Origin of the sequence: Amphibiibacter pelophylacis (assembly GCF_037688875.1) — a bacterium.
GTDB lineage: Bacteria > Pseudomonadota > Gammaproteobacteria > Burkholderiales > Burkholderiaceae_C > Amphibiibacter > Amphibiibacter pelophylacis.
The window spans coordinates 225,182-243,754 of sequence record NZ_JAWDIE010000001.1 but is presented as its reverse complement, the minus strand read 5'-3'; the positions used below and the strand labels follow the sequence as shown (position 1 = coordinate 243,754).

The window sequence follows — 18,573 nt, the reverse complement described above, 5'->3', positions numbered from 1 at the left end:
TCAGATGCTAGAAAATTGAGCCATCAGCGCCTTGCGCTGCGCCGTGAAATGCCACCAGGGCTGGCGGGGACCGCCATTCATGAAGTCATGGGCGGCCAGAAAAACGTCGAGCACGCAGGGGTCGTGGCGCCGCCCCATGGGACCGCGCAGGCGCTCGTAGGCGGCCCGCGGATCCATGTCGCGCACCTGCTGCGGCGTGTCTATGCCAATGCCCCGCAGATCGGCCGCCAGCGACACCCCGATGTTGGGGATGTCGGTCAGGCGCTGCGCCTCAGCGGCCACCTGGGCTTTGGGTGGGGCTTTGCTCATGTGGCCATCCGATTACAGCGGAATATTCCCATGCTTGCGCCACGGGTTGTCGACCTTTTTGTCCTTGAGCATCACCAGGCTGCGACAGATGCGCTTGCGCGTTTCAGACGGCAGGATCACATCGTCGATGAAACCGCGCGCCCCGGCCACGAAGGGGTTGGCGAAGCGGGCCTTGTACTCGGCCTCGCGCTGGGCCAGTTTGGCCGGGTCTTTTTTCTCTTCGCGGAAGATGATTTCCACCGCACCCTTGGCGCCCATGACCGCGATCTCGGCGTTGGGCCACGCAAAGTTGACATCGCCGCGCAGGTGTTTGGAGCTCATCACGTCGTAGGCGCCGCCGTAGGCCTTGCGCGTGATGACGGTGATTTTCGGCACCGTGCACTCGGCGTAGGCGTAGAGCAGCTTGGCGCCGTGCTTGATGATGCCGCCGTACTCCTGCGTGGTGCCGGGCATGAAGCCAGGCACGTCCACAAAAGTCACCACCGGGATGTTGAAAGCGTCGCAGAAGCGCACGAAGCGCGCCGCCTTGATGCTGGATTTGATGTCCAGACAGCCCGCCAGCACCAGCGGCTGGTTGGCGACGATGCCCACCGTCTGGCCGTTCAGGCGCGCAAAGCCGATCAGGATGTTTTTGGCGTACTCGGGCTGCAGCTCGAAGAAATCGCCGTCGTCCACCGTCTTGAGAATCAGCTCCTTCATGTCGTAGGGCAGATTTGGGTTGTCGGGCACCAGCGTGTCCAGACTGCGCTCGGCGCGGTCGATGGGGTCGGCGCTGGGGCGCACGGGCGCTTTCTCGCGGTTGGACAGCGGCAGGTAGTTGTAGAGGCGGCGCAGCATGAGCAGCGCTTCAATGTCGTTCTCGAAGGCCATGTCGGCCACGCCGCTGCGCGTGGTGTGGGTCAGCGCGCCGCCCAGTTCCTCAGCGGTCACCTCTTCGTGCGTCACCGTCTTCACCACCTCGGGGCCGGTGACGAACATGTAGCTGCTGTCCTTGACCATGAAAATGAAGTCGGTCATGGCCGGGCTGTAGACCGCGCCGCCCGCGCTGGGGCCCATGATCAGGCTGATCTGCGGGATGACGCCGCTGGCCATCGCGTTGCGCTGGAAGACCTCGGCGTAGCCGCCCAGAGACGCCACGCCCTCCTGGATGCGCGCGCCGCCCGAATCGTTCAGGCCGATCACGGGGGCGCCGACTTTCATCGCCTGATCCATGATCTTGCAGATTTTTTCGGCGTGCGCCTCGGAGAGCGCGCCGCCAAATACGGTGAAATCCTGGCTGAAGACGAAAACCAGCCGACCGTTGATCATGCCGTAGCCCGTGACCACGCCGTCGCCGGGCACCTTCTGGGCTTCCATGCCGAAATCGGTGCAACGGTGTTCGACGAACATGTCCCACTCTTCGAAGGTGCCTTCGTCCAGAAGCACCTCCAGGCGCTCGCGGGCGGTGAGTTTGCCCTTGGCGTGCTGCGCATCAATGCGTTTCTGGCCCCCGCCCAGGCGGGCGGCGGAGCGTTTCTGTTCCAGCTGCTGCAGGATGTCTTGCATGAATGACCTCGTCTCTACGTCGTCTCTACGGGCTTGTCAGGGGCCCGGACCGCGGCCCGGGCGTTGTTCTGCACACATTCTGGCGCAAGTTCTTGCCAGGGCCTGACACCGCGCTGTCATCGGGGGAGAACGGCGTGGCCAATGCCGGTCTGGCAGGGGGCTGTGAGGGTGCGGCGGAAGGGGTGGCGAATGGGGATTGAAAAAATTTCAGCTTTTTTTGAAAAAGGCTGTAAGAACCGGCGCGCTGCTGCGTCAAAAGGGGGCGAGACAGATTGTTCTGCTTTGATTTTTCCCGATAACCCCTCCGCCAGGAACTGCATTTCACAGCGTCCGGCCCTTTCAAGAAAGAAACCATCATGAGCACCCTGACCCAGAAAACCGCTTCCGCCGCCGTCCTGTTCGCCCTGGGCAGCGCCCTGGCCATGGCCCAGGTTCCCGCCCACGCCGCTGACACCAAAATGGAAAAGTGCTACGGCGTCGCGCTGAAGGGCAAGAACGACTGCAAGGCTGGCGCTGGCACCACCTGCGCGGGCACCGCCAAGGTCGATTACCAGGCCAATTCGTGGAAATCGGTTCCCGCTGGCACCTGCCTGAAGACCGAATCCAAAACCTCGCCCACCGGTTTCGGCCAGCTGGAAGAGTTCAAGGCCAAGTCCTGATCCCTTGAGCTGCTGATTTCCCCGTATTCATTTCAAACATCCTGATTTTTCAACCCCTTAAGAAAGAAACCATCATGAGCACCCTGACCCAGAAAACCGCTTCCGCCGCCGTCCTGTTCGCCCTGGGCAGCGCCCTGGCCATGGCCCAGGTTCCCGCCCACGCCGCTGACACCAAAATGGAAAAGTGCTACGGCGTCGCGCTGAAAGGCAAGAACGACTGCAAGGCTGGCGCGGGCACCACCTGCGCAGGCACCGCCAAGGTCGATTACCAGGCCAACTCGTGGAAATCGGTTCCTGCAGGCACCTGCGTGAAGACCGAATCCAAGACCTCGCCCACCGGTTTCGGCCAGCTGGAAGAGTTCAAGGCCAAGTCCTGATCCCTTGAGCGTCTGATCGCCTGATTCCCTGACCGTCTGATTGTTGACCGTCCGACCCCGAGCCCTGCCATGAATACCCCGCACCCCTCCATTTCCGGATTGCCCCCACGCGCTGGCGTGGGTCTGAAGCCGCAGCACGGCGACGAGATTCTTGCGTCGCGCCCCGAGCTGGGCTTCTTCGAAGTGCACGCCGAGAACTACATGGTGGCCGGTGGCCCGATGCACGAGCAGCTGGGTCGCCTGTGCGGGCGGGACGGCTCGGGGCCTTACGCGCTGTCGATCCATGGCGTGGGCCTGTCGATCGGCGCCGAAGCTGGGCTATCAAAGGACCACCTGCAGCGCCTGCGCGCACTGCTGGACCGCTATCAGCCCGCTTCTTTCTCCGAACATCTGGCGTGGTCCACCCACGACGACGCCTTTCTGAATGACTTGCTGCCCGTGCCCTACACGGCGCAGACCCTGGAGCGTGTGTGCAGCCACGTCGATCAGGTGCAAAGCACGCTGGGCCGCCGCATGCTGCTGGAAAACCCGGCCACCTACGTCGAATTTGCCGCGTCCACCTGGAACGAGGCCGATTTCATGGCTGAAGTCATCCGGCGCACCGGCTGCGGCCTGCTGCTGGACGTGAACAACGCGTACATCTCCTGCGTCAACCACGGCCGCAATATCCCCGCCTACATGGCCGCGCTGCCGCTGGCTGCGGTGGGCGAAATCCACCTGGCGGGCTACTTCCCCGAACAGGACAGCCTGGGTCAGACCCTGCTGATCGACAGCCACGGCGCGCCGGTCGCCGAGGCGGTGTGGTCGCTCTACGCCCGCGTGATCGAAGAGATTGGCCCCCAGCCCACCCTGATCGAATGGGACAACGACGTGCCCGACTGGTCGGTGCTTTACAGCGAAGCGCAGCGTGCGCAGTCCATCATGGACGAGCTGACTGTGGCGGTGCCGGTATGAACACGTCCGCGACCCTGGCCCCCGCACAAAGCCAGACCGACTGGCGCCTGGCCCTGCTGGACCCCGAGCAGCCCGCGCCCCAAGGCCTGAAAACCTGGAACGGCTCCGACCCCGCTCACCGCTTTGCTGTTTACCGCAACAACGTCATCGTGACCTTGATGGACGCGGTGGCCGACAGCTTTCCCGTCGTCCACGCTTGGCTGGGCAGCGATCTGTTCCGCGATCTGGCCCGCGCTTTTGTGCGCAGCCACCCGCCGGCCACGCCCATCATGGCCGACTATGGCAGCGCGTTCCCCGATTTTGTGACGAGCCTGGCGGCGCAGACGGACGCCCTGCCGCACGATGTGGCCGCAGCCATCGCCGACCTGGCGCGGCTGGAGCTGGCCGTGATCCAGGTGATCAACGAGGTCGACGCCCCGCCGCTGCCGCAGCAGGTGCTGGCTCAGGCGCTGCAGGATGCTGACAGCCTGCCGCTGCTGCGCCTGGCGCTGCAGCCCTCGCTGCGCGTGCTCAGCCTGAACCACGACGTGCTGCCTGTCTGGGCCAGCCACCAGGAGGGCGAGGCCGTCACCGCTCCGCAGCCCGCCGACACCCACGCGCTGGTCTGGCGCGAAGGCAGCGCGGTGCGCCTGCTGCACCTCACCCCTGGCGACGCGCAGGCCCTGCGCGATCTGCAGGGTGGCAGCCCCCTGGGCGAGCTGCTGGAACGCTACAGCGGCGACCCCAGCTTTGATCTGATGCGCCTGCTGGGCCTGCTGATCCGCGAATCCCTGCTGGCGGACGACTGAACGCTTTTTTCTTCTCTCTTTTTTTCGAGAATCACCATGACTTCATCTTCCCCTGCCGCAGCAGTGGCGCGGCTGGTCCGCCGCTGCTTTGCCCTTTTCGAACAGATTCCCTACAGCCTGATCGCTTTTCTGGGGCGCTTTTCCATCGCCGCCGTGTTCTGGCTGTCGGGCCAGACCAAGGTCGAGGGCTTCGCCATCGACCTCATCGGCGGCAGCGTCCAGCTGGGCTGGCCGCACCTGTCGGATTCAGCCATTTCGCTCTTCCAGACCGAGTACGCGCTGCCGCTGCTGCCCCCGGCGCTGGCCGCGCTGATGGCGGCGATCGCCGAACACGTCTTCTCGACGATGCTGCTGCTGGGCATCGGGTCGCGCTTTGCCGCGCTGGGCCTGCTGGGCATGACTTCGGTGATCGAGATTTTTGTCTACCCCGACGCTTACCCCACGCACGGCACCTGGGCGACCATCCTGCTGCTCATCATCTGGCGCGGCCCGGGCTGGCTGTCGCTGGACCACTGGATCAGCCGCCGTTTCGTGGCCAATCCGGTTGGGCGATAATCGCAGCATCATGCTGACCTGCCGCGAAGCCACCGAACGATTGTCCGAATCTCAGGATCGCCCCCTGAGTGCCGGGGAAACCCTGGGGCTCAAAGTCCACCTGGCCGTCTGCAAGAGCTGCCGCCGCACCGGCCAGCAGATGGCACTGCTGCGGCGCTTCTCGCGCCAGTACACCGAGCGCAGCGATGCGCTCCCGCCCGAGCCCCGCGACGGCGCCTGAACCCGAGCCCGCGCGTTCAGGCCCCGGCGGGGGCATCCCCGTCAAACCACTTCATCTCCAGACACTGGCGCAGGCGCATCCGGGCGCGGTAGAGCAGGACGTTCAGGTTGGAGATGGTCACACCGGCCTCCTCACAGATCTCGGGGCTTTCCAGCCCGATGAACTCGCGCATCATGAACACACGGGCCTGCTGCGGCGGCAGCAGCTCCAGGCAAGTCTCGAAAATCGTCCAGAACTGCTGATCCTGCAGCGCCCCGTCGGGGCTGCCCCAGGCCTTCGGGCGTCCATCGGCATCCCAGTGTCCGCGCGCATCAAACAGCTCGCCCAGATCCTGTTCGGCGTCCTCATCCAGCGGGGTGGTGCTGACTTCGGCCAGACGCGTGCGCTGGCGCAGGATGTCGATGATCTTGTTTTTCAGAATGGCGAAGACCCAGGTTTTCAGCGCGGCCTGGCCGTTGAACCGGTCCTGATAGCGCAGCGCCGACAGCAGCGCTTCCTGCACGGCATCCTCGGCCAGATGAACATCGCGCAGCTGCAGCTGGGCAAACTGCAGCATCTGGCGCCGCAAAGGCCCCAGGACCGCGGCGTCCGAGAGATCGCCGCTGGAGTGGTTGGTGGACATACTGAACTGCACTTTTCCCGGATGAGGCCCATAAATAATTCACAGGCACAATTTTAATCCGATAGCCAGTTTCTATGGCAGCTTATATCGAATCCCAGGCAATTCAGGCGGGAAAATTGCGCCGAAGCACAACACTTTCACCGAGTCGACTGACACCGGCCCAGGGGGGTAACACCGCGTGCCAAAATCGGCTGAGGCACCCGGTTTTGCCGTCAGCCCTAGCATCGGGTTTTGCGTCTAATGGAGTGTTTTCATGGTTTTACGCGCTGGCCTGCTGCGCCATCTGGCTTGTGTTCTGGCGCTGGCTCTGCCGGGTTTTCTGGCGGCCTGCTCGTCCACACGCCCACCCGAGGGATTGACGGCGGTCACGCCCTTCGACATCCAGAGCTACCAGGGCCGCTGGTATGAGGTGGCGCGGCTGGATCACTCTTTCGAGCGCGGCCTGAGCGACGTCACCGCCCAGTACAGCCTGCAGAAAGATGGCAGTGTGCGTGTCGTCAACCGCGGCTACGACGCCGCCAAAGGCGGTTGGAACGAAGCCGTCGGCCGCGCGCTATTTACGGGCGAAACCCGCACAGGGTCTTTGAAGGTTTCCTTCTTCGGACCATTTTACGGCGGCTACCACGTCATCGCGCTCGACAAGGGTTACCAGTGGGCCGTGGTCGTCGGGCCGGATCGTGGCTACTGCTGGATCCTGTCGCGCAGCAAAACGATCTCGCCCGCGCTGCGCAGCGATCTGACCGCACGCGTTCGTGCGGCGGGCATCAACCCGGACGATCTGATCTGGATGTCGCAGCAGCGCCAGGATCCAGCGTCCTGAGCGCGGGGGAGCGGCCGTCATGAGCTACACCGTGGTCTGGTTCAAGCGCGATCTGCGCGTACAAGACCACGCGCCCTTGCACCACGCTGCCGGGCGGGGGCCTGTGCTGGCGCTCTATGTGCTTGAACCCAGCCTGTGGGCGCAGCCCGACGCGGCGCTGCAGCACCTGAACTTCCTGCGCGAAACCCTGCGCGATCTGGCCCTGCAGTTGCGGCCCCTGGGCGCCACGCTGCAACTGGCCGTGGGCGAAGTGCCGGAGGTGCTGGCCCGGCTGCACGCCAGCCAGCCCTTTGCGCGCCTGATGTCGCACGAAGAGACCGGCAACGGCCATACTTTCGAGCGTGACAAGGCCGTGGCGCGTTGGTGTGCGCAGGCTGGTGTGCAATGGCAGGAATGGCCGCAGCACGGCGTGGTGCGCCGCCTGCCGTCGCGCAAGGTCTGGACGGCGCGCTGGAAGGCGCTCATGCACGCTGCGCCCTGGCCCACGCCGCAGCCCGGCGAGATTCAGGGCCTGACCCTGCCCTGGGGCGGCGAGCGCTGGCCGGATGCGCAGCCGCTGGGCCTGAGCGGCCCCGGTCTGGAGACGCCCGAACCCGCGCAGCGCCAAAAAGGCGGACGCACGCTGGCGCTGCAGGTGCTTCATGACTTTCTGGAGCAGCGCAGCCGCAGCTACCGGGGCGGCATTTCGTCGCCCCTGAGCGCGCCGACAGCCTGCTCTCGCCTGTCACCGCATCTGGCGCTGGGGAGCCTGGGCATGCGCGAGCTGGTCCAGGCCACCACCGCGCACCTGCAGCGGCTGCGCGAGCAGGCCGACCCCGACAGCGCCTGGCAGCGCAAGGGCCTGAGCGCTTTTCTGAGCCGTCTGCACTGGCACTGCCACTTCATCCAGAAGCTGGAGGACGAACCGGCGCTGGAGTTTTTCAACGTCCACCGAGGCTACGACGGCCTGCGCGAGGACAGTTTCAACCCGGCGCATTTCGACGCCCTGACGGCCGGGCGCACCGGCTGGCCCATGGTCGATGCCTGCGTGGCGCAGTTGCGCGCCACGGGCTGGATCAACTTCCGCATGCGCGCCATGCTGGTTTCGGTGGCGGCCTACGCGCTGTGGCTGCACTGGCGGCCCGTCGGGCTGTGGCTGGCGCGGCAGTTCCTGGATTACGAGCCCGGCATCCACTGGAGCCAGATGCAGATGCAGTCGGGCACCACCGGCATCAACACCACGCGCGTTTACAACCCCGTCAAGCAGGCGCAAGACCACGACCCCGACGGTCATTTCGTGCGCCGCTGGCTGCCCGCGCTGCGCCGCGTGCCCGACGCCTGGCTGAACCAGCCCTGGCTGATGCCGCCCGATGTTCGGGCGCGCTGCGGCGTGGCCGTGCGCCCGGACGGCGACTGGGTGGACAGCATTCCGCAGCCGCAGGTCGATCTGGCCAGCGCCACGCGCGAGGCCAAGGCGCGGCTGTACGAGCGGCGCGGCCAGCCCGAGGTGCGCGAGGCCAAGGCCGCGATTGTCGAAAAGCACGGCTCGCGCCTGATCCGTCCGCGCGCCAAACGCAGCGCGGCGTCTTCCCGGGCGGCAGCCAAATCCTCCCCCCCGACACAGCAGCAGCTCGACTTGGGCATTTAGCCATGCACGCCAAACCGCATCTCCCTGAAAAACCCTGCCTGCACTGCGCCCGGCCCTTCGCCTGGCGCAAAAAATGGGCGCGCTGCTGGGAGGAAGTCCGCTTCTGCTCCGAGCGCTGCAAGCGTGAGCACAAATCCGCCCAACCATCCGCTCACCCATCCGGCCACACCAACTCACGCGCGAGGAGCGCGGCATGAGCACCGTGCTGCTGTGGCTGCGCAACGACCTGCGCCTGCACGACAACCTGGCCCTGCACCGTGCGCTGGCGCTGGCTGCCACAGGTGAGGGCACGCCGCACCTGATCCCGGTGGTGGTCCTGCCCGACGTGCACGAGGCCAGCCCCTGGGGCCCGTTGCGCTGGGGGCCCCAGCGGCGCGCCTGGCGGGCCAGCGCGATCCGTGATCTGGCGGCGCAGCTGGACGCTTTGGGCTGTCCGCTGGCCGTCTGCGCCGGGCCGCCTGCCACTGCGCTGCCGCGTCTGGCGCAGCGGGCGAGCGCGCAGCAGCTGGTCTGCGAGGACATCCCCGCGCCGGAAGAAGCGCTAGAAGTCGCGGACCTGCGCCGCGCAGGGTTGACCGTGCACGCGGTCTGGCACAGCAGCCTGCTGGAGCCAGCCGAGCTGCCTTGGCAAGAGAGCCGTCTGCCCGCCGTGTTCACCGCTTTTCGCCAGGCCATCGAGCGCGCGGGCATCCAGCCGCGTCAGCCGCTGCCTGCGCCGCAAACGCTGCCGCCCTGGCCGCCGGGGGTGGAGCTTCCTCCCGAACTGAAGGGCGATCTGGACGCTTTCGCAGGCGACGTTGTGATCAGCGCGCAGGATTCGCGTTCCTCGTTGCCGATGCCCGCGCCAGGCAGCGGCATGGAGCCCGGCGGCGAGCGCGCCGCGCTGGCCCACCTGACGCAGTATCTGGCGCGCGGCCTGCCGCACAGCTACAAGCGCACGCGTAACGGCCTGACGGGCGTGGATTTTTCGAGCAAATGGTCGCCCGCGCTGGCCTGCGGCGCGCTGTCGGCGCGGCGCATCATGGCCGATCTGCGCCAGTTCGAATCGTTTCACGGCGCCAGCGACGGCAGCTACTGGCTGTGGTTCGAGCTGCTCTGGCGCGATCATTTCCGCTTTCTGCACCGCCAGCACGGTGCGCGCCTGTTCCGGGGCCGGGGGCTGTCCGATCAGCCCGTGGCGGCGCACAACGCCCGGGGCTACACGCGCTGGTGCGAAGGGCGAACCGGCTGGCCGCTGGTCGACGCTGCGATGCGCGAGCTGGCCGCCACCGGATCCTTAAGCAACCGTCTGCGCCAGGTCGTGGCCAGCGTGCTGGTGCACGATCTGGGCGGCGACTGGCGCGCCGGTGCGGCGTGGTTCGAGCACTGCCTGGTCGATTTCGATGTCTGCAGCAACCAGGGCAACTGGCTGTACATCGCCGGACGCGGCACCGACCCGCGCGGCGGGCGGCGCATGAACGTGGACAAACAGGCCGCCGAGCACGATCCCCACAGCCATTACCGCCAGATGTGGAGCACCGCATGAGCGAATCCGCCCCCGCGCCCGCCCACACCCTGCGCCTGGTTCTGGGCGATCAGCTGGACCCGCTCCACCCCTGGTTCGAGGCGGTGGACGCCGGCGTGGTTTATACGCTGATGGAAGTCCGTCAGGAGACGGATTACGTGCTGCACCACGCGCAGAAAATCCTGGCGATTTTTGCCGCGATGCGCGATTTCGCCCGCCACCTGCGCGAGGGCGGGCACCGCGTGCGTTACGTCGCGCTGGATGATTCCAGCAACCGCCACGACATCCCCGCCAACCTGGTCGCGCTGGCCGCGCACTATGGCGTTCGCCACATCGAGTGGCAGAACCCCGACGAATGGCGGCTGGATCAGCAGCTGCAGAACTGGGCCGCGCAGGATCACGGCTATCCCGCAAAAGCCGTGGACAGTGCCCACTTCCTGACCGGTCGGCACGATATGGCGGCGATCTTCAAGGGCCGCAAACAGTGGTTGATGGAGCACTTTTACCGCCAGCAGCGCCGCCGCCTGGGGCTTTTGATGACGCCAGACGGCCAGCCCGAGGGCGGCCAGTGGAATTTCGACGCCGACAACCGCAAGCCCTGGCGCGGCACGCCGCCCGAACCGCCCGACGCGCGCCCCGTGCACGATCACAGCGCGCTGTGGGCTGTGCTGCAGCGCAGCGGGGTGGCCAGCATGGGCGAGGCGCAGGCCGACCAGGTGCGCTGGCCCGTCAACCGCGCCGAGGCGCTGGCGCTGCTGGACGCCTTCATCACCCACGCGCTGCCGCATTTCGGTGATTTTGAAGACGCCATCAGCGAGCGGGCACCGCGCCTCTTTCATTCGCTGCTGTCTTTCGCGCTGAACGTGAAAATGCTGCGCCCGCTGGAAGTCGTGCAGCGCGCCGAGGCCGCTTATCGGGCCGGGGCAGCGCCACTGGCGGCGGTGGAAGGCTTTATCCGCCAGATCATCGGCTGGCGCGAGTACGTGCGCGGCATTTACTGGGCGCACATGCCGGGCTACGACACGCGCAACGCGCTGCAGCACGAGCGGCCGCTTCCCGCCTGGTTCTGGAGCGGCGACACGAAGATGCGCTGCCTGCAGCAGGCCATCGGCCAGTCGCTGCGCACGGCGCACGCCCACCACATCCAGCGCCTGATGGTGATCGGCAACTTTGCGCTGCTGGCCGGTCTGGACCCGCAGGCGCTGCATCGCTGGTACCTGGGCGTTTACATCGACGCCTTCGAGTGGGTCGAGCTGCCCAACACCCTGGGCATGAGCCAGTGGGCCGACGGCGGCCTGATCGCCACCAAACCCTACGTCAGCAGCGCCGCTTACCTGCAGCGCATGGGCGATTCGTGCAGCAGCTGCGCCTACCGCGCCAAGGAGAAAACCGGCCCCAGCGCCTGCCCCTTCAACGCGCTGTACTGGGATTTTTTCGCGCGCCACGAGGGCCGCCTGCGTGGCAACCCGCGCCTGGCGCTGGTCTACCGCCAGCTCGACCGCCTGCCGGGCGCCGACGTGCAGGCCCTGCGCGAGCAGGCCCAAACCCACCTGAACCGACTGGAGACGCTATGACCGCCGCAACTGCAGCCCCCGCCATGAATTCCCTCCCCAGCGGCTACCGTGCACTGGTCGTCGGCGCCAGCGGCGCAATTGGCGGTGCGCTGCTGGCGCATCTGCAGGCCGATCCGCGCTGCGGTCACGCGATGGGCCTGTCGCGCCAGACCTCGCCCGGGATCGATCTGCGCGACGAGGACAGCATCGCCCGCGCCGCCTCGCAGGTGGGCGAGCTGTTGGGTGGCGCGCCGCTGAACCTGCTGCTGGTCGCCACCGGCCAGCTCCACGGCGAGATCGGTGGGCCAGAGAAGCGCCTGGCGCAGCTGAACCAGCGCCAGATGCTGGACACTTTTGCGCTCAACACCGTCGGGCCTGCGCTGGTGCTGGCGCGGTTTGCGCCGCTGCTGGCGCGGCAGGAGCGCGCCCTGGTGGGCGTGCTGTCGGCCAAGGTCGGCAGCATCGGCGACAACCGCCTGGGCGGCTGGACCAGCTACCGCGCGTCCAAGGCGGCGCTGAACATGGTGCTGAAAACCTCGGCGATCGAGCTTTCGCGCACGCACCCGCTGCTGGCCATCGCCGCGCTGCATCCGGGCACGGTGGCGTCCAGGCTGTCGGCGCCCTTCCGCTCCGGGCACGAGACACGCGCGCCGCAGGACGCGGCGGCCGATCTGCTGCGCGTGATGGACGGTCTGGCGTGTGAGCAATCCGGCAGTTTCTGGGCTTACGACGGCCAGCCGCTGGTCTGGTAAGGCAGTCCGGAAGACCGGAACGAGGGCGGCGCCACGGGCAGGTGGCAGCGGAAGGTGGTGCCGGGCGCGTCGTCCGCGCCGTCCAGCAGCTCGATATCGCCGCCGTTGATCTGCAGCAGGCTGCGCACGACGATCAGGCCGAGGCCTCCGCTGCCAGACCCTGCCCCGGTGTGCGGTCCCGGACGCGTGAGGCTGCGGGTGAAGAGGTTTTCGCGCACCTTGGGGTCGATACCGCCGCCGTTGTCAGCGACATCAATCCAGACGCGGTCCGCTGAGCTGTGCAGGCGCACCTCGATGCGGCTGCCGGGCGGCGTGTGACGGATGGCGTTGTCCAGCAGGTTGCTGAGCACGCGCTCGACCATACCCACGTCGGCGCGCACCATGGGCAGACCGCGCTCCAGGCTGACGGCCAGCGTCTGCTGGCGCGATTCGGCGGTCAGTTCGCACTTCTGCAGCACGTCCTGCAGCAGGTCGGGCAGACCGAACACTTCAGGGTCGGGCTTGACCAGGCCCGATTCCAGCCGCGCCAGCTCGAACAGGCCTTCGGCCAGGCGGGCCATTTTCTGGCTCTGCGCCAGGGCGATGTCCAGATAGCGCTCGCGCTGCGCAGCGTCCAGGCGGTCGCCCTTCAGGCGCAGCGTCTCCAGGTAGCCATGGATGGAGGTCAGCGGCGTGCGCAAATCGTGCGAAATGTGCGAGATCAGCTGGCGGCGCTGCTGGTCCTGACTGGTCAGCTCGCGCCACTGCTCGGCGATGCGCTCGCCCATGTGCACGAAGGCCTCGCGCAGGGTGGCGATGTCGTCGCCCTGCCGACCCGGCCCGGCGCGCGGCAGCAGCGCCGCGCGTTCGCCATGCGCGTCGAAATCGCGAACGGCCGCCGTCAGTTCGCGCAGCGGCCGGGTGATGGAGCGGAAAGCCACCAGCCCCATGGCCAGCGCCAGCAGCAGCACACCGCCCAGCGTCAGCAGCGACTGGCTCAGCGTGTCGCTGATGTTGTTCTGGCTGTCGGCCGCATCGTGGCTGGCGCCACGCAGCACCACGTACACAAAGCCCGCGTTGCGGTTATTGACTTTCACGGGCGCCACACTGAACACCTTGCGCGCCGTCTGGTGCTGAGGATCGTCGCCCACAATGGGCAGGGCGCCGCCGCGCAGGAAGGCGCGGATGGGCACCATGTCGATCTGTCGGCGCTTGAGCCGCCCTTCGGGCGAGGCGTCGTCAACGATGCGGCCCGTCTCATCCAGCAGATAGACATCGACCGACGGGTTGACCTGCATCAGCGAATCAAACAGGCTGCGGATGGCCTGCGGGCGCCAGCCGCTGGCATCCATGAGCTGCGCGCTGCCGGCAATGTGGCCGGCCAGGTTGTAGGAGACGCGCTGGATCACTTCCCGCTCGTGACGGCGGCTGGACTGCACCTGCAGCGCAGCCGACAGGCCGCTGGACAGCAGCAGCAGCGCCACAAACACCAGCGAGAGCCGCTGCGAGAGCGACAGGGCCCAGCGGCGCGGCGCGGCCTGTTCCGGGCTCATGCCGCCTCCGCAAACTTGTAACCGTGCCCCCACACGGTCAGGATGCGTTGCGGCTCGGCGGTGTTCTGCTCGATTTTCAGCCGCAGGCGGTTGATGTGGGTGTTGACCGTGTGCTCGTAGCCGTCGTGCTGGTAGCCCCAGACCTCGCGCAGCAGATCCATGCGCGAGAACACGCGGCCCGGGTGGCGGGCAAAAAAGTGCAGCAGATCGAATTCGCGCGGGGTGAGGTCCAGCAGCTCGCCGCCCAGGCTCACGGTGCGCGCCAGCGGGTCGATGCGCAGATCGCCGCTGACCAGCTCGCCCGCATCGGACCGGGCGTTGCGCGCCAGGGCGTCGCTGCGCCGCAGCAGGGCGCGCACGCGGGCCAGCAGCTCCATCACCGAGAAGGGTTTGGGCAGGTAATCGTCGGCGCCCAGCTCCAGCCCCAGGATGCGGTGCACCTCGCTGGAGCGCGCGCTGGTGATGATGATGGGCACATAGCGGTCCAGCGTGCGGGCGCGCTTGCAGATTTCGAGGCCATCCACGCCCGGCAGCATCAGGTCCAGCACCAGGGCGTCCCAGCCGCCACGTTCCAGCAGACGCCAGCCCTCGCCGCCGTCGGCGGTGTGCGTCACGTCGTAGCCCTCGTCGCGCAGGTGCAGCTGGAGCAGATCGGCAATGCTGGCATCGTCTTCCACGATGAGTATGGTTCTGGCCGCGGCCATGCCGCCTCCTCTCTGTGTTGAGGTCCGTTCTGTTTTAAATGCCCCAATCATTTTGTCCCAGACCGGCCCGCAGCACCACTCCAGGGTTATCACAATTTGTTGAACATTTGCTTGATCTTTGGTGACGATTGCAAGGTCAGCGGCCGGTACGATAGCGTCCATTAAATGCCACTGCGACGACAAACTTCAAGCTATCACCTCATGAATACCGCCACCACCCCTCCCCGCAAAACCCTGCAGCCCCTGTGGCTGCGTGCGGTGCACTGGATTAACGTGCTGGCCGTCCTGGTGATGATACTCAGCGGCTGGCGTATTTATAACGCATCACCCATTTTCAGTTTCAGCTTTCCGGGTGAATATACGCTGGGCGGCTGGCTGGGTGGCGCAATCCTGTGGCATTTCGCAGCCATGTGGGTGCTGGTGCTCAATGGCCTGCTGTACCTGGGCATGAATCTGGGCACGGGCCGGATGCGCCAGCGGTTTTTCCCGCTGTCGCTGGGCGGAATGATCCGGGATATGGTCGATGCGCTGCGCGGCAAGCTCAGCCACGGCGATCTGTCCCAGTACAACCAGGTGCAGCGCGTGGCTTATCTGCTGGCGCTGGCCGATCTGGTGCTGCTGGTGCTGTCGGGTCTGGCGGTATGGAAGCCAGTACAGCTGAGCTGGATCACCACGCTGCTGGGCGGATTCCAGGGCGCTCGCACCGTGCATTTTGTGGCGATGGCGCTGCTGGTGGCCTTCATTGTGGTGCACGTGCTGATGGTGGTGCTGGTGCCGCGCACCCTGCGCATCATGATCATCGGCCGCTGACCCAACGCATCCCTTCGGAGACCCTTCATGTCATTTCCGCTCTTCTCCCGCAAAGCCACCCCGTCGGTGGACTCTGAACTGGTGCTGCAGGACGCTCGCAAAATCATCAGCCGTCAGATCAGCGAACCCAGCCGTCGTTCGTTTCTGACCCGCAGCCTGAGCCTGGGCGGTCTGGCACTGCTCAGCGGCTGCGCCATCGACGATAACGATCAGGTTGAAAACGTCCTGATGTCGGTGTCGCGCTGGAACGATCGCGTTCAGGCCGCCCTGTTCAACCCGAACACGATGGCCCCGACCTTCCCGGCCTCCATGATCACCCGGCCCTTCCCTTTCAACGCCTTTTACGGCGAGGACGAAGCGCCCGAAGTCGACGAAGCCGATTACGAATTGAGCGTCACGGGTCTGGTTGCCGACAAAAAATCCTGGCGCCTGGACGAGCTGCGCGCCATGCCGCAGACCGATCAGATCACCCGCCACATCTGCGTGGAAGGCTGGAGTGCCATTGGCCGCTGGGGCGGCGTGCGTTTCTCGGATTTTCTCAAGCGCGTCGGTGCCGATACCACGGCAAAATACGTGGGCTTCAAATGCGCGGACGATTATTACACCAGCATTGATATGCCCACTGCCCTGCACGCGCAGACCCAGCTGACCCTGACTTACGACGGCCAGACCCTGCCGCGCAAGTACGGTTTCCCGATGAAAGTGCGGATTCCCACCAAGCTGGGCTACAAGAATCCCAAACACATTGAATCGATTTTCGTCACCAACACCTATCCCGGCGGTTACTGGGAAGACCAGGGTTACAACTGGTTTGGTGGCAGCTGATTCCGATTTATTCCATTTCCCCCTGTTTTTTACCTGGCTGAATGACAGCCGCACACCTAGGAGCTTCTCATGAAAAAAATCTCTACCACTCTGCTGACCCTGTGCCTGGCTTTGGGCGCTGGCACCGCCTTCGCTCAGGACGCCATGAGCAAAGATGCCATGGCCAAAGACGCCATGGGCAAACCGGCCGCCATGGCCAAAGATGCCATGGGCAAGGGTGATGCCATGGGCAAAGACGCTATGGCCAAAGATGCCATGGGCAAAGACGCCATGGGCAAGATGGGCAAAGGCGACGCCATGGGCAAAATGGGCAAGCACGACGGCATGATGAAAAAAGACAAAATGGGCAAGATGAAAAAGCTGACCCCCGCCCAGAAGGCCGCTCGCGACCTGGCCGACCCCAGCAAAGGCGGCACGATGTAATTGCAGCCCCGCTGCAAATCAAAAACCCCGCGCCGGCGGGGTTTTTTTATGGGCGCAGGAATCAGCGCGGCATGTCGCGTGTCAGGTCGTGCTGGCGCGGCGCGTGCGCACGTCAGCGGCCAGCTGCTTGAGCAGCGCTTCGGTATCGGCCCAGTTCAGGCAGGCGTCGGTGATGGACACGCCGTACTGCAGCGGCTGGCCCGGAACCAGATCCTGGCGCCCCGCGTTGATGTGGCTCTCGACCATCAGACCGACGATGTGGCGGTCGCCCCCGGCGATCTGGCCACCGACGTCTGCGGCGACCTCGATCTGTTTCTGGTGCTGTTTGCTGCTGTTGGCGTGCGAGGTATCGACCATCAGGCGCGGCGCCAGGCCGCCTTTTTCCAGCACCTGGACGGTCGCGGCCACGTCGGCAGCACTGTAGTTGGGCGCCTTGCCGCCGCGCAGGATGACGTGGCAGTCGGGATTGCCGCGCGTCTCGAAAATTGCCGCCTGGCCCATATTCGTCATGCCCATGAAGGCGTGAGCGTTGCTGGCCGCAGTGATGGCGTCGGCAGCGACCTTGATGTTGCCGTCGGTGCCGTTCTTGAAACCGATCGGGCAGGACAGGCCGGACGCAAGCTGGCGGTGGCTCTGGCTCTCGGTGGTGCGCGCGCCGATGGCGCCCCAGGCAATCAGGTCGGCGATGAACTGCGGGCTGAGCAGATCCAGGAACTCGGTGCCCGCGGGCAGACCCAGCGCGGCGATGTCCAGCAACAGACGGCGAGCATGGTGCAAGCCCTCGTTCATGGCGAAGCTGCCGTCCAGATGCGGGTCGTTGATGTAGCCCTTCCAGCCCACGGTGGTGCGCGGCTTCTCGAAATAAACGCGCATCACCACCAGCAGATCGGGCGACAGCGTGGTGGCCAGCGCCTGCAGGCGGCGGGCGTAATCCATGGCCTGGTCGTGGTCGTGGATGGAACACGGCCCGACGATGACAAACACCCGGTCATCCTCGCCGCGCAGGATGCGCGCGATGCCCGCACGCGCCTGCGTCACCACCGCCAGATGGGCGGTACTGGCGGGCAAGGCCTCGCGCAGCAGCGCCGGGGTGATCAGCGGGCGCACGCTGCTGATGTGGACGTCGTCCACGCTGGTCATGTCCAGAGTGCTGGGCGGTTCGATGTCGGGGCGCAGGGCGGTCGGGCTCACGTCGGGTTCCTATGAAACGGGTTCTTGGTTTGATTGAGCAATTCTATCAGCCGGTCCAGGCCTATCAGTCGCGGGCGGCGACTTCGATGGCGCGGGCGATGGCGGCCGGGTCACTGAACCACACCTCGTGGCTGCCGGAGCACTCCACGTAGCGGAACAGGCCCAGGCGCTCGGACAGCCGGGGGTGCCAGCCCAGAGCCTGCGGCAGTGCGGTGTCCATGCGGCAGTTGATGTAGCTCTTGCCGATGGGGCAGGCGGCCATGGGCTGGCTGAGCGTGATCGAGTCGGTGAAGGTCTTGTACGGCTGCGGGTTCAGCACAGCAAAGGCCGACTGCGCCAGCGCCATGTCGCCGTCGTTGATGAAGGCCTCGCGCCAGACGGGGAAGGGCAACATCACCGCGCCGCCCGAGGCCTGCGCCATCGGGTCGAACATCGCCACATAGTGCGGCGGCACCATGTCGTTCAGGCACTCGCCCGGCTGCGGCACGAAGGCGTTGACGTAAACCAGGCGCGCCAGGCGCTGCGGCATCAGGTCAGCGGCGCGCGAGATCACCATGCCGCCGTAGCTGTGTCCCACCAGGCGGATGTTGTCCAGGCCGCTGGCTTCCAGCGCCTCGCACAGCGACTGGGCGGCGTCTTCCAGGCCCGTGCTGGCACGGTCGTCCTGCGGGCGGTTGCCAGCGAGCGTCGGGCACAGCACGGTGTGACCGGCCTGGCGCAGCAGCGCCGCTGTGGGCTCCATTTCGGCCCCGGTGTGCCAGGCGCCGTGGACGAGGACGATGTTGAGTGCACTCATGAAGGGT

General features: G+C 66.1%; 22 protein-coding genes. 15 read left to right on the top strand and 7 right to left on the bottom strand.

Annotated features, from left to right (window positions below; genetic code table 11):
- Positions 1 to 309 (bottom strand): helix-hairpin-helix domain-containing protein, encoded by a 309-nt coding sequence (locus tag RV045_RS01160; protein WP_423233921.1) that lies wholly within the window; start codon positions 307 to 309, stop codon positions 1 to 3.
- Between the two features lie 12 nt (positions 310 to 321).
- Entirely contained in the window at positions 322 to 1,854 is a 1,533-nt protein-coding gene (locus RV045_RS01155) for an acyl-CoA carboxylase subunit beta (RefSeq protein ID WP_423233920.1), read from the bottom strand.
- 356 nt (positions 1,855 to 2,210) lie between these two features.
- Between RV045_RS01155 and RV045_RS01150 the strand changes: the two genes are divergently transcribed.
- The 6 genes from RV045_RS01150 to RV045_RS01125 all read left to right on the top strand — a co-directional run bounded on the left by RV045_RS01150 (position 2,211) and on the right by RV045_RS01125 (position 5,407).
- Entirely contained in the window at positions 2,211 to 2,513 is a 303-nt protein-coding gene (locus RV045_RS01150; RefSeq protein ID WP_423233919.1) for a BufA1 family periplasmic bufferin-type metallophore, read from the top strand.
- Between the two features lie 74 nt (positions 2,514 to 2,587).
- Positions 2,588 to 2,890 carry a BufA1 family periplasmic bufferin-type metallophore gene (locus RV045_RS01145; protein WP_423233918.1) on the top strand — a complete coding sequence of 101 codons (303 nt, stop codon included), beginning with the start codon at positions 2,588 to 2,590 and terminating at the stop codon, positions 2,888 to 2,890.
- A 69-nt stretch (positions 2,891 to 2,959) separates the two neighbouring features.
- On the top strand, positions 2,960 to 3,844 hold the full coding sequence (gene bufB, locus RV045_RS01140; protein WP_423233917.1) for an MNIO family bufferin maturase: 885 nt from the start codon (positions 2,960 to 2,962) through the stop codon (positions 3,842 to 3,844).
- Positions 3,841 to 4,632 (top strand): HvfC/BufC family peptide modification chaperone, encoded by a 792-nt coding sequence (locus RV045_RS01135; RefSeq protein WP_423233916.1) that lies wholly within the window; start codon positions 3,841 to 3,843, stop codon positions 4,630 to 4,632. The genes bufB and RV045_RS01135 overlap by 4 nt, the downstream gene beginning before the upstream one ends.
- A 36-nt stretch (positions 4,633 to 4,668) precedes the next feature.
- Positions 4,669 to 5,187 carry a DoxX family protein gene (locus RV045_RS01130; RefSeq protein ID WP_423233915.1) on the top strand — a complete coding sequence of 173 codons (519 nt, stop codon included), beginning with the start codon at positions 4,669 to 4,671 and terminating at the stop codon, positions 5,185 to 5,187.
- Positions 5,188 to 5,197: 10 nt separating this feature from the next.
- Entirely contained in the window at positions 5,198 to 5,407 is a 210-nt protein-coding gene (locus RV045_RS01125) for a zf-HC2 domain-containing protein (protein WP_423233914.1), read from the top strand.
- A 16-nt stretch (positions 5,408 to 5,423) separates the two neighbouring features.
- Here RV045_RS01125 and RV045_RS01120 read toward each other — a convergent pair whose 3' ends face one another.
- Positions 5,424 to 6,029, bottom strand: coding sequence for an RNA polymerase factor sigma-70 (locus RV045_RS01120; RefSeq protein ID WP_423233913.1), 606 nt, complete (start codon positions 6,027 to 6,029; stop codon positions 5,424 to 5,426).
- A gap of 253 nt (positions 6,030 to 6,282) precedes the next feature.
- Here RV045_RS01120 and RV045_RS01115 point away from each other — a divergent pair, with 253 nt between their 5' ends.
- From RV045_RS01115 to RV045_RS01090, 6 genes are read left to right on the top strand one after another with little or no spacing between them, the layout of a single operon-like run.
- The gene (locus RV045_RS01115) at positions 6,283 to 6,849 is read left to right on the top strand and encodes a lipocalin family protein (protein ID WP_423233912.1); all 567 of its coding nucleotides are present in this window, start codon (positions 6,283 to 6,285) and stop codon (positions 6,847 to 6,849) included.
- A 19-nt stretch (positions 6,850 to 6,868) separates the two neighbouring features.
- Complete coding sequence (locus RV045_RS01110; protein ID WP_423233911.1) at positions 6,869 to 8,476, top strand: cryptochrome/deoxyribodipyrimidine photo-lyase family protein; 1,608 nt, start codon at positions 6,869 to 6,871, stop codon at positions 8,474 to 8,476.
- Positions 8,477 to 8,478: 2 nt separating this feature from the next.
- Entirely contained in the window at positions 8,479 to 8,673 is a 195-nt protein-coding gene (locus RV045_RS01105) for a DUF2256 domain-containing protein (protein WP_423233910.1), read from the top strand.
- Positions 8,670 to 10,001 carry a DASH family cryptochrome gene (locus RV045_RS01100; protein WP_423233909.1) on the top strand — a complete coding sequence of 444 codons (1,332 nt, stop codon included), beginning with the start codon at positions 8,670 to 8,672 and terminating at the stop codon, positions 9,999 to 10,001. Before RV045_RS01105 ends, RV045_RS01100 begins: the two co-directional genes overlap by 4 nt.
- Positions 9,998 to 11,554 (top strand): cryptochrome/photolyase family protein, encoded by a 1,557-nt coding sequence (locus tag RV045_RS01095; protein ID WP_423233908.1) that lies wholly within the window; start codon positions 9,998 to 10,000, stop codon positions 11,552 to 11,554. The genes RV045_RS01100 and RV045_RS01095 overlap by 4 nt, the downstream gene beginning before the upstream one ends.
- Before the next feature lie 23 nt (positions 11,555 to 11,577).
- A complete protein-coding gene (locus RV045_RS01090; protein WP_423233907.1) occupies positions 11,578 to 12,285 on the top strand; it encodes an SDR family NAD(P)-dependent oxidoreductase in 708 nt (235 codons plus the stop codon).
- Here RV045_RS01090 and RV045_RS01085 read toward each other — a convergent pair.
- On the bottom strand, positions 12,258 to 13,817 hold the full coding sequence (locus tag RV045_RS01085) for a sensor histidine kinase (RefSeq protein WP_423233906.1): 1,560 nt from the start codon (positions 13,815 to 13,817) through the stop codon (positions 12,258 to 12,260). The genes RV045_RS01090 and RV045_RS01085 overlap by 28 nt on opposite strands.
- Positions 13,814 to 14,521: a response regulator transcription factor gene (locus RV045_RS01080; protein WP_423233905.1), complete on the bottom strand. Its 708-nt coding sequence runs from the start codon at positions 14,519 to 14,521 to the stop codon at positions 13,814 to 13,816. Before RV045_RS01080 ends, RV045_RS01085 begins: the two co-directional genes overlap by 4 nt.
- 201 nt (positions 14,522 to 14,722) lie before the next feature.
- Here RV045_RS01080 and RV045_RS01075 point away from each other — a divergent pair, with 201 nt between their 5' ends.
- The 3 genes from RV045_RS01075 to RV045_RS01065 all read left to right on the top strand — a co-directional run bounded on the left by RV045_RS01075 (position 14,723) and on the right by RV045_RS01065 (position 16,579).
- Positions 14,723 to 15,331, top strand: coding sequence for a cytochrome b/b6 domain-containing protein (locus RV045_RS01075; RefSeq protein WP_423233904.1), 609 nt, complete (start codon positions 14,723 to 14,725; stop codon positions 15,329 to 15,331).
- Positions 15,332 to 15,358: 27 nt separating this feature from the next.
- Positions 15,359 to 16,156, top strand: coding sequence for a molybdopterin-dependent oxidoreductase (locus tag RV045_RS01070; protein ID WP_423233903.1), 798 nt, complete (start codon positions 15,359 to 15,361; stop codon positions 16,154 to 16,156).
- A 69-nt stretch (positions 16,157 to 16,225) separates the two neighbouring features.
- Positions 16,226 to 16,579 (top strand): hypothetical protein, encoded by a 354-nt coding sequence (locus RV045_RS01065; RefSeq protein WP_423233902.1) that lies wholly within the window; start codon positions 16,226 to 16,228, stop codon positions 16,577 to 16,579.
- An 81-nt stretch (positions 16,580 to 16,660) separates the two neighbouring features.
- On the opposite strand, the gene RV045_RS01060 is transcribed toward RV045_RS01065, so the two are convergent.
- The gene (locus RV045_RS01060; protein WP_423233954.1) at positions 16,661 to 17,719 is read right to left on the bottom strand and encodes a 3-deoxy-7-phosphoheptulonate synthase; all 1,059 of its coding nucleotides are present in this window, start codon (positions 17,717 to 17,719) and stop codon (positions 16,661 to 16,663) included.
- A gap of 115 nt (positions 17,720 to 17,834) precedes the next feature.
- Positions 17,835 to 18,566, bottom strand: coding sequence for an alpha/beta hydrolase (locus RV045_RS01055; protein ID WP_423233901.1), 732 nt, complete (start codon positions 18,564 to 18,566; stop codon positions 17,835 to 17,837).
- Positions 18,567 to 18,573: the final 7 nt, after the last annotated feature.

Bases quoted from the DNA above. Each gene is read 5' to 3' on its own strand.
- RV045_RS01130 (WP_423233915.1), top strand. From the start codon at position 4,669: ATGACTTCATCTTCCCCTGCCGCAGCAGTGGCGCGGCTGGTCCGCCGC.
- RV045_RS01125 (WP_423233914.1), top strand. From the start codon at position 5,198: ATGCTGACCTGCCGCGAAGCCACCGAACGATTGTCCGAATCTCAGGAT.
- RV045_RS01105 (WP_423233910.1), top strand. From the start codon at position 8,479: ATGCACGCCAAACCGCATCTCCCTGAAAAACCCTGCCTGCACTGCGCC.
- bufB (WP_423233917.1), top strand. From the start codon at position 2,960: ATGAATACCCCGCACCCCTCCATTTCCGGATTGCCCCCACGCGCTGGC.
- RV045_RS01085 (WP_423233906.1), bottom strand. From the start codon at position 13,817: ATGAGCCCGGAACAGGCCGCGCCGCGCCGCTGGGCCCTGTCGCTCTCG.
- RV045_RS01115 (WP_423233912.1), top strand. From the start codon at position 6,283: ATGGTTTTACGCGCTGGCCTGCTGCGCCATCTGGCTTGTGTTCTGGCG.
- RV045_RS01060 (WP_423233954.1), bottom strand. From the start codon at position 17,719: ATGACCAGCGTGGACGACGTCCACATCAGCAGCGTGCGCCCGCTGATC.
- RV045_RS01090 (WP_423233907.1), top strand. From the start codon at position 11,578: ATGAATTCCCTCCCCAGCGGCTACCGTGCACTGGTCGTCGGCGCCAGC.
- RV045_RS01145 (WP_423233918.1), top strand. From the start codon at position 2,588: ATGAGCACCCTGACCCAGAAAACCGCTTCCGCCGCCGTCCTGTTCGCC.
- RV045_RS01070 (WP_423233903.1), top strand. From the start codon at position 15,359: ATGTCATTTCCGCTCTTCTCCCGCAAAGCCACCCCGTCGGTGGACTCT.
- RV045_RS01065 (WP_423233902.1), top strand. From the start codon at position 16,226: ATGAAAAAAATCTCTACCACTCTGCTGACCCTGTGCCTGGCTTTGGGC.
- RV045_RS01110 (WP_423233911.1), top strand. From the start codon at position 6,869: ATGAGCTACACCGTGGTCTGGTTCAAGCGCGATCTGCGCGTACAAGAC.
- RV045_RS01100 (WP_423233909.1), top strand. From the start codon at position 8,670: ATGAGCACCGTGCTGCTGTGGCTGCGCAACGACCTGCGCCTGCACGAC.
- RV045_RS01150 (WP_423233919.1), top strand. From the start codon at position 2,211: ATGAGCACCCTGACCCAGAAAACCGCTTCCGCCGCCGTCCTGTTCGCC.
- RV045_RS01135 (WP_423233916.1), top strand. From the start codon at position 3,841: ATGAACACGTCCGCGACCCTGGCCCCCGCACAAAGCCAGACCGACTGG.
- RV045_RS01080 (WP_423233905.1), bottom strand. From the start codon at position 14,521: ATGGCCGCGGCCAGAACCATACTCATCGTGGAAGACGATGCCAGCATT.
- RV045_RS01155 (WP_423233920.1), bottom strand. From the start codon at position 1,854: ATGCAAGACATCCTGCAGCAGCTGGAACAGAAACGCTCCGCCGCCCGC.
- RV045_RS01055 (WP_423233901.1), bottom strand. From the start codon at position 18,566: ATGAGTGCACTCAACATCGTCCTCGTCCACGGCGCCTGGCACACCGGG.
- RV045_RS01075 (WP_423233904.1), top strand. From the start codon at position 14,723: ATGAATACCGCCACCACCCCTCCCCGCAAAACCCTGCAGCCCCTGTGG.
- RV045_RS01120 (WP_423233913.1), bottom strand. From the start codon at position 6,029: ATGTCCACCAACCACTCCAGCGGCGATCTCTCGGACGCCGCGGTCCTG.
- RV045_RS01160 (WP_423233921.1), bottom strand. From the start codon at position 309: ATGAGCAAAGCCCCACCCAAAGCCCAGGTGGCCGCTGAGGCGCAGCGC.
- RV045_RS01095 (WP_423233908.1), top strand. From the start codon at position 9,998: ATGAGCGAATCCGCCCCCGCGCCCGCCCACACCCTGCGCCTGGTTCTG.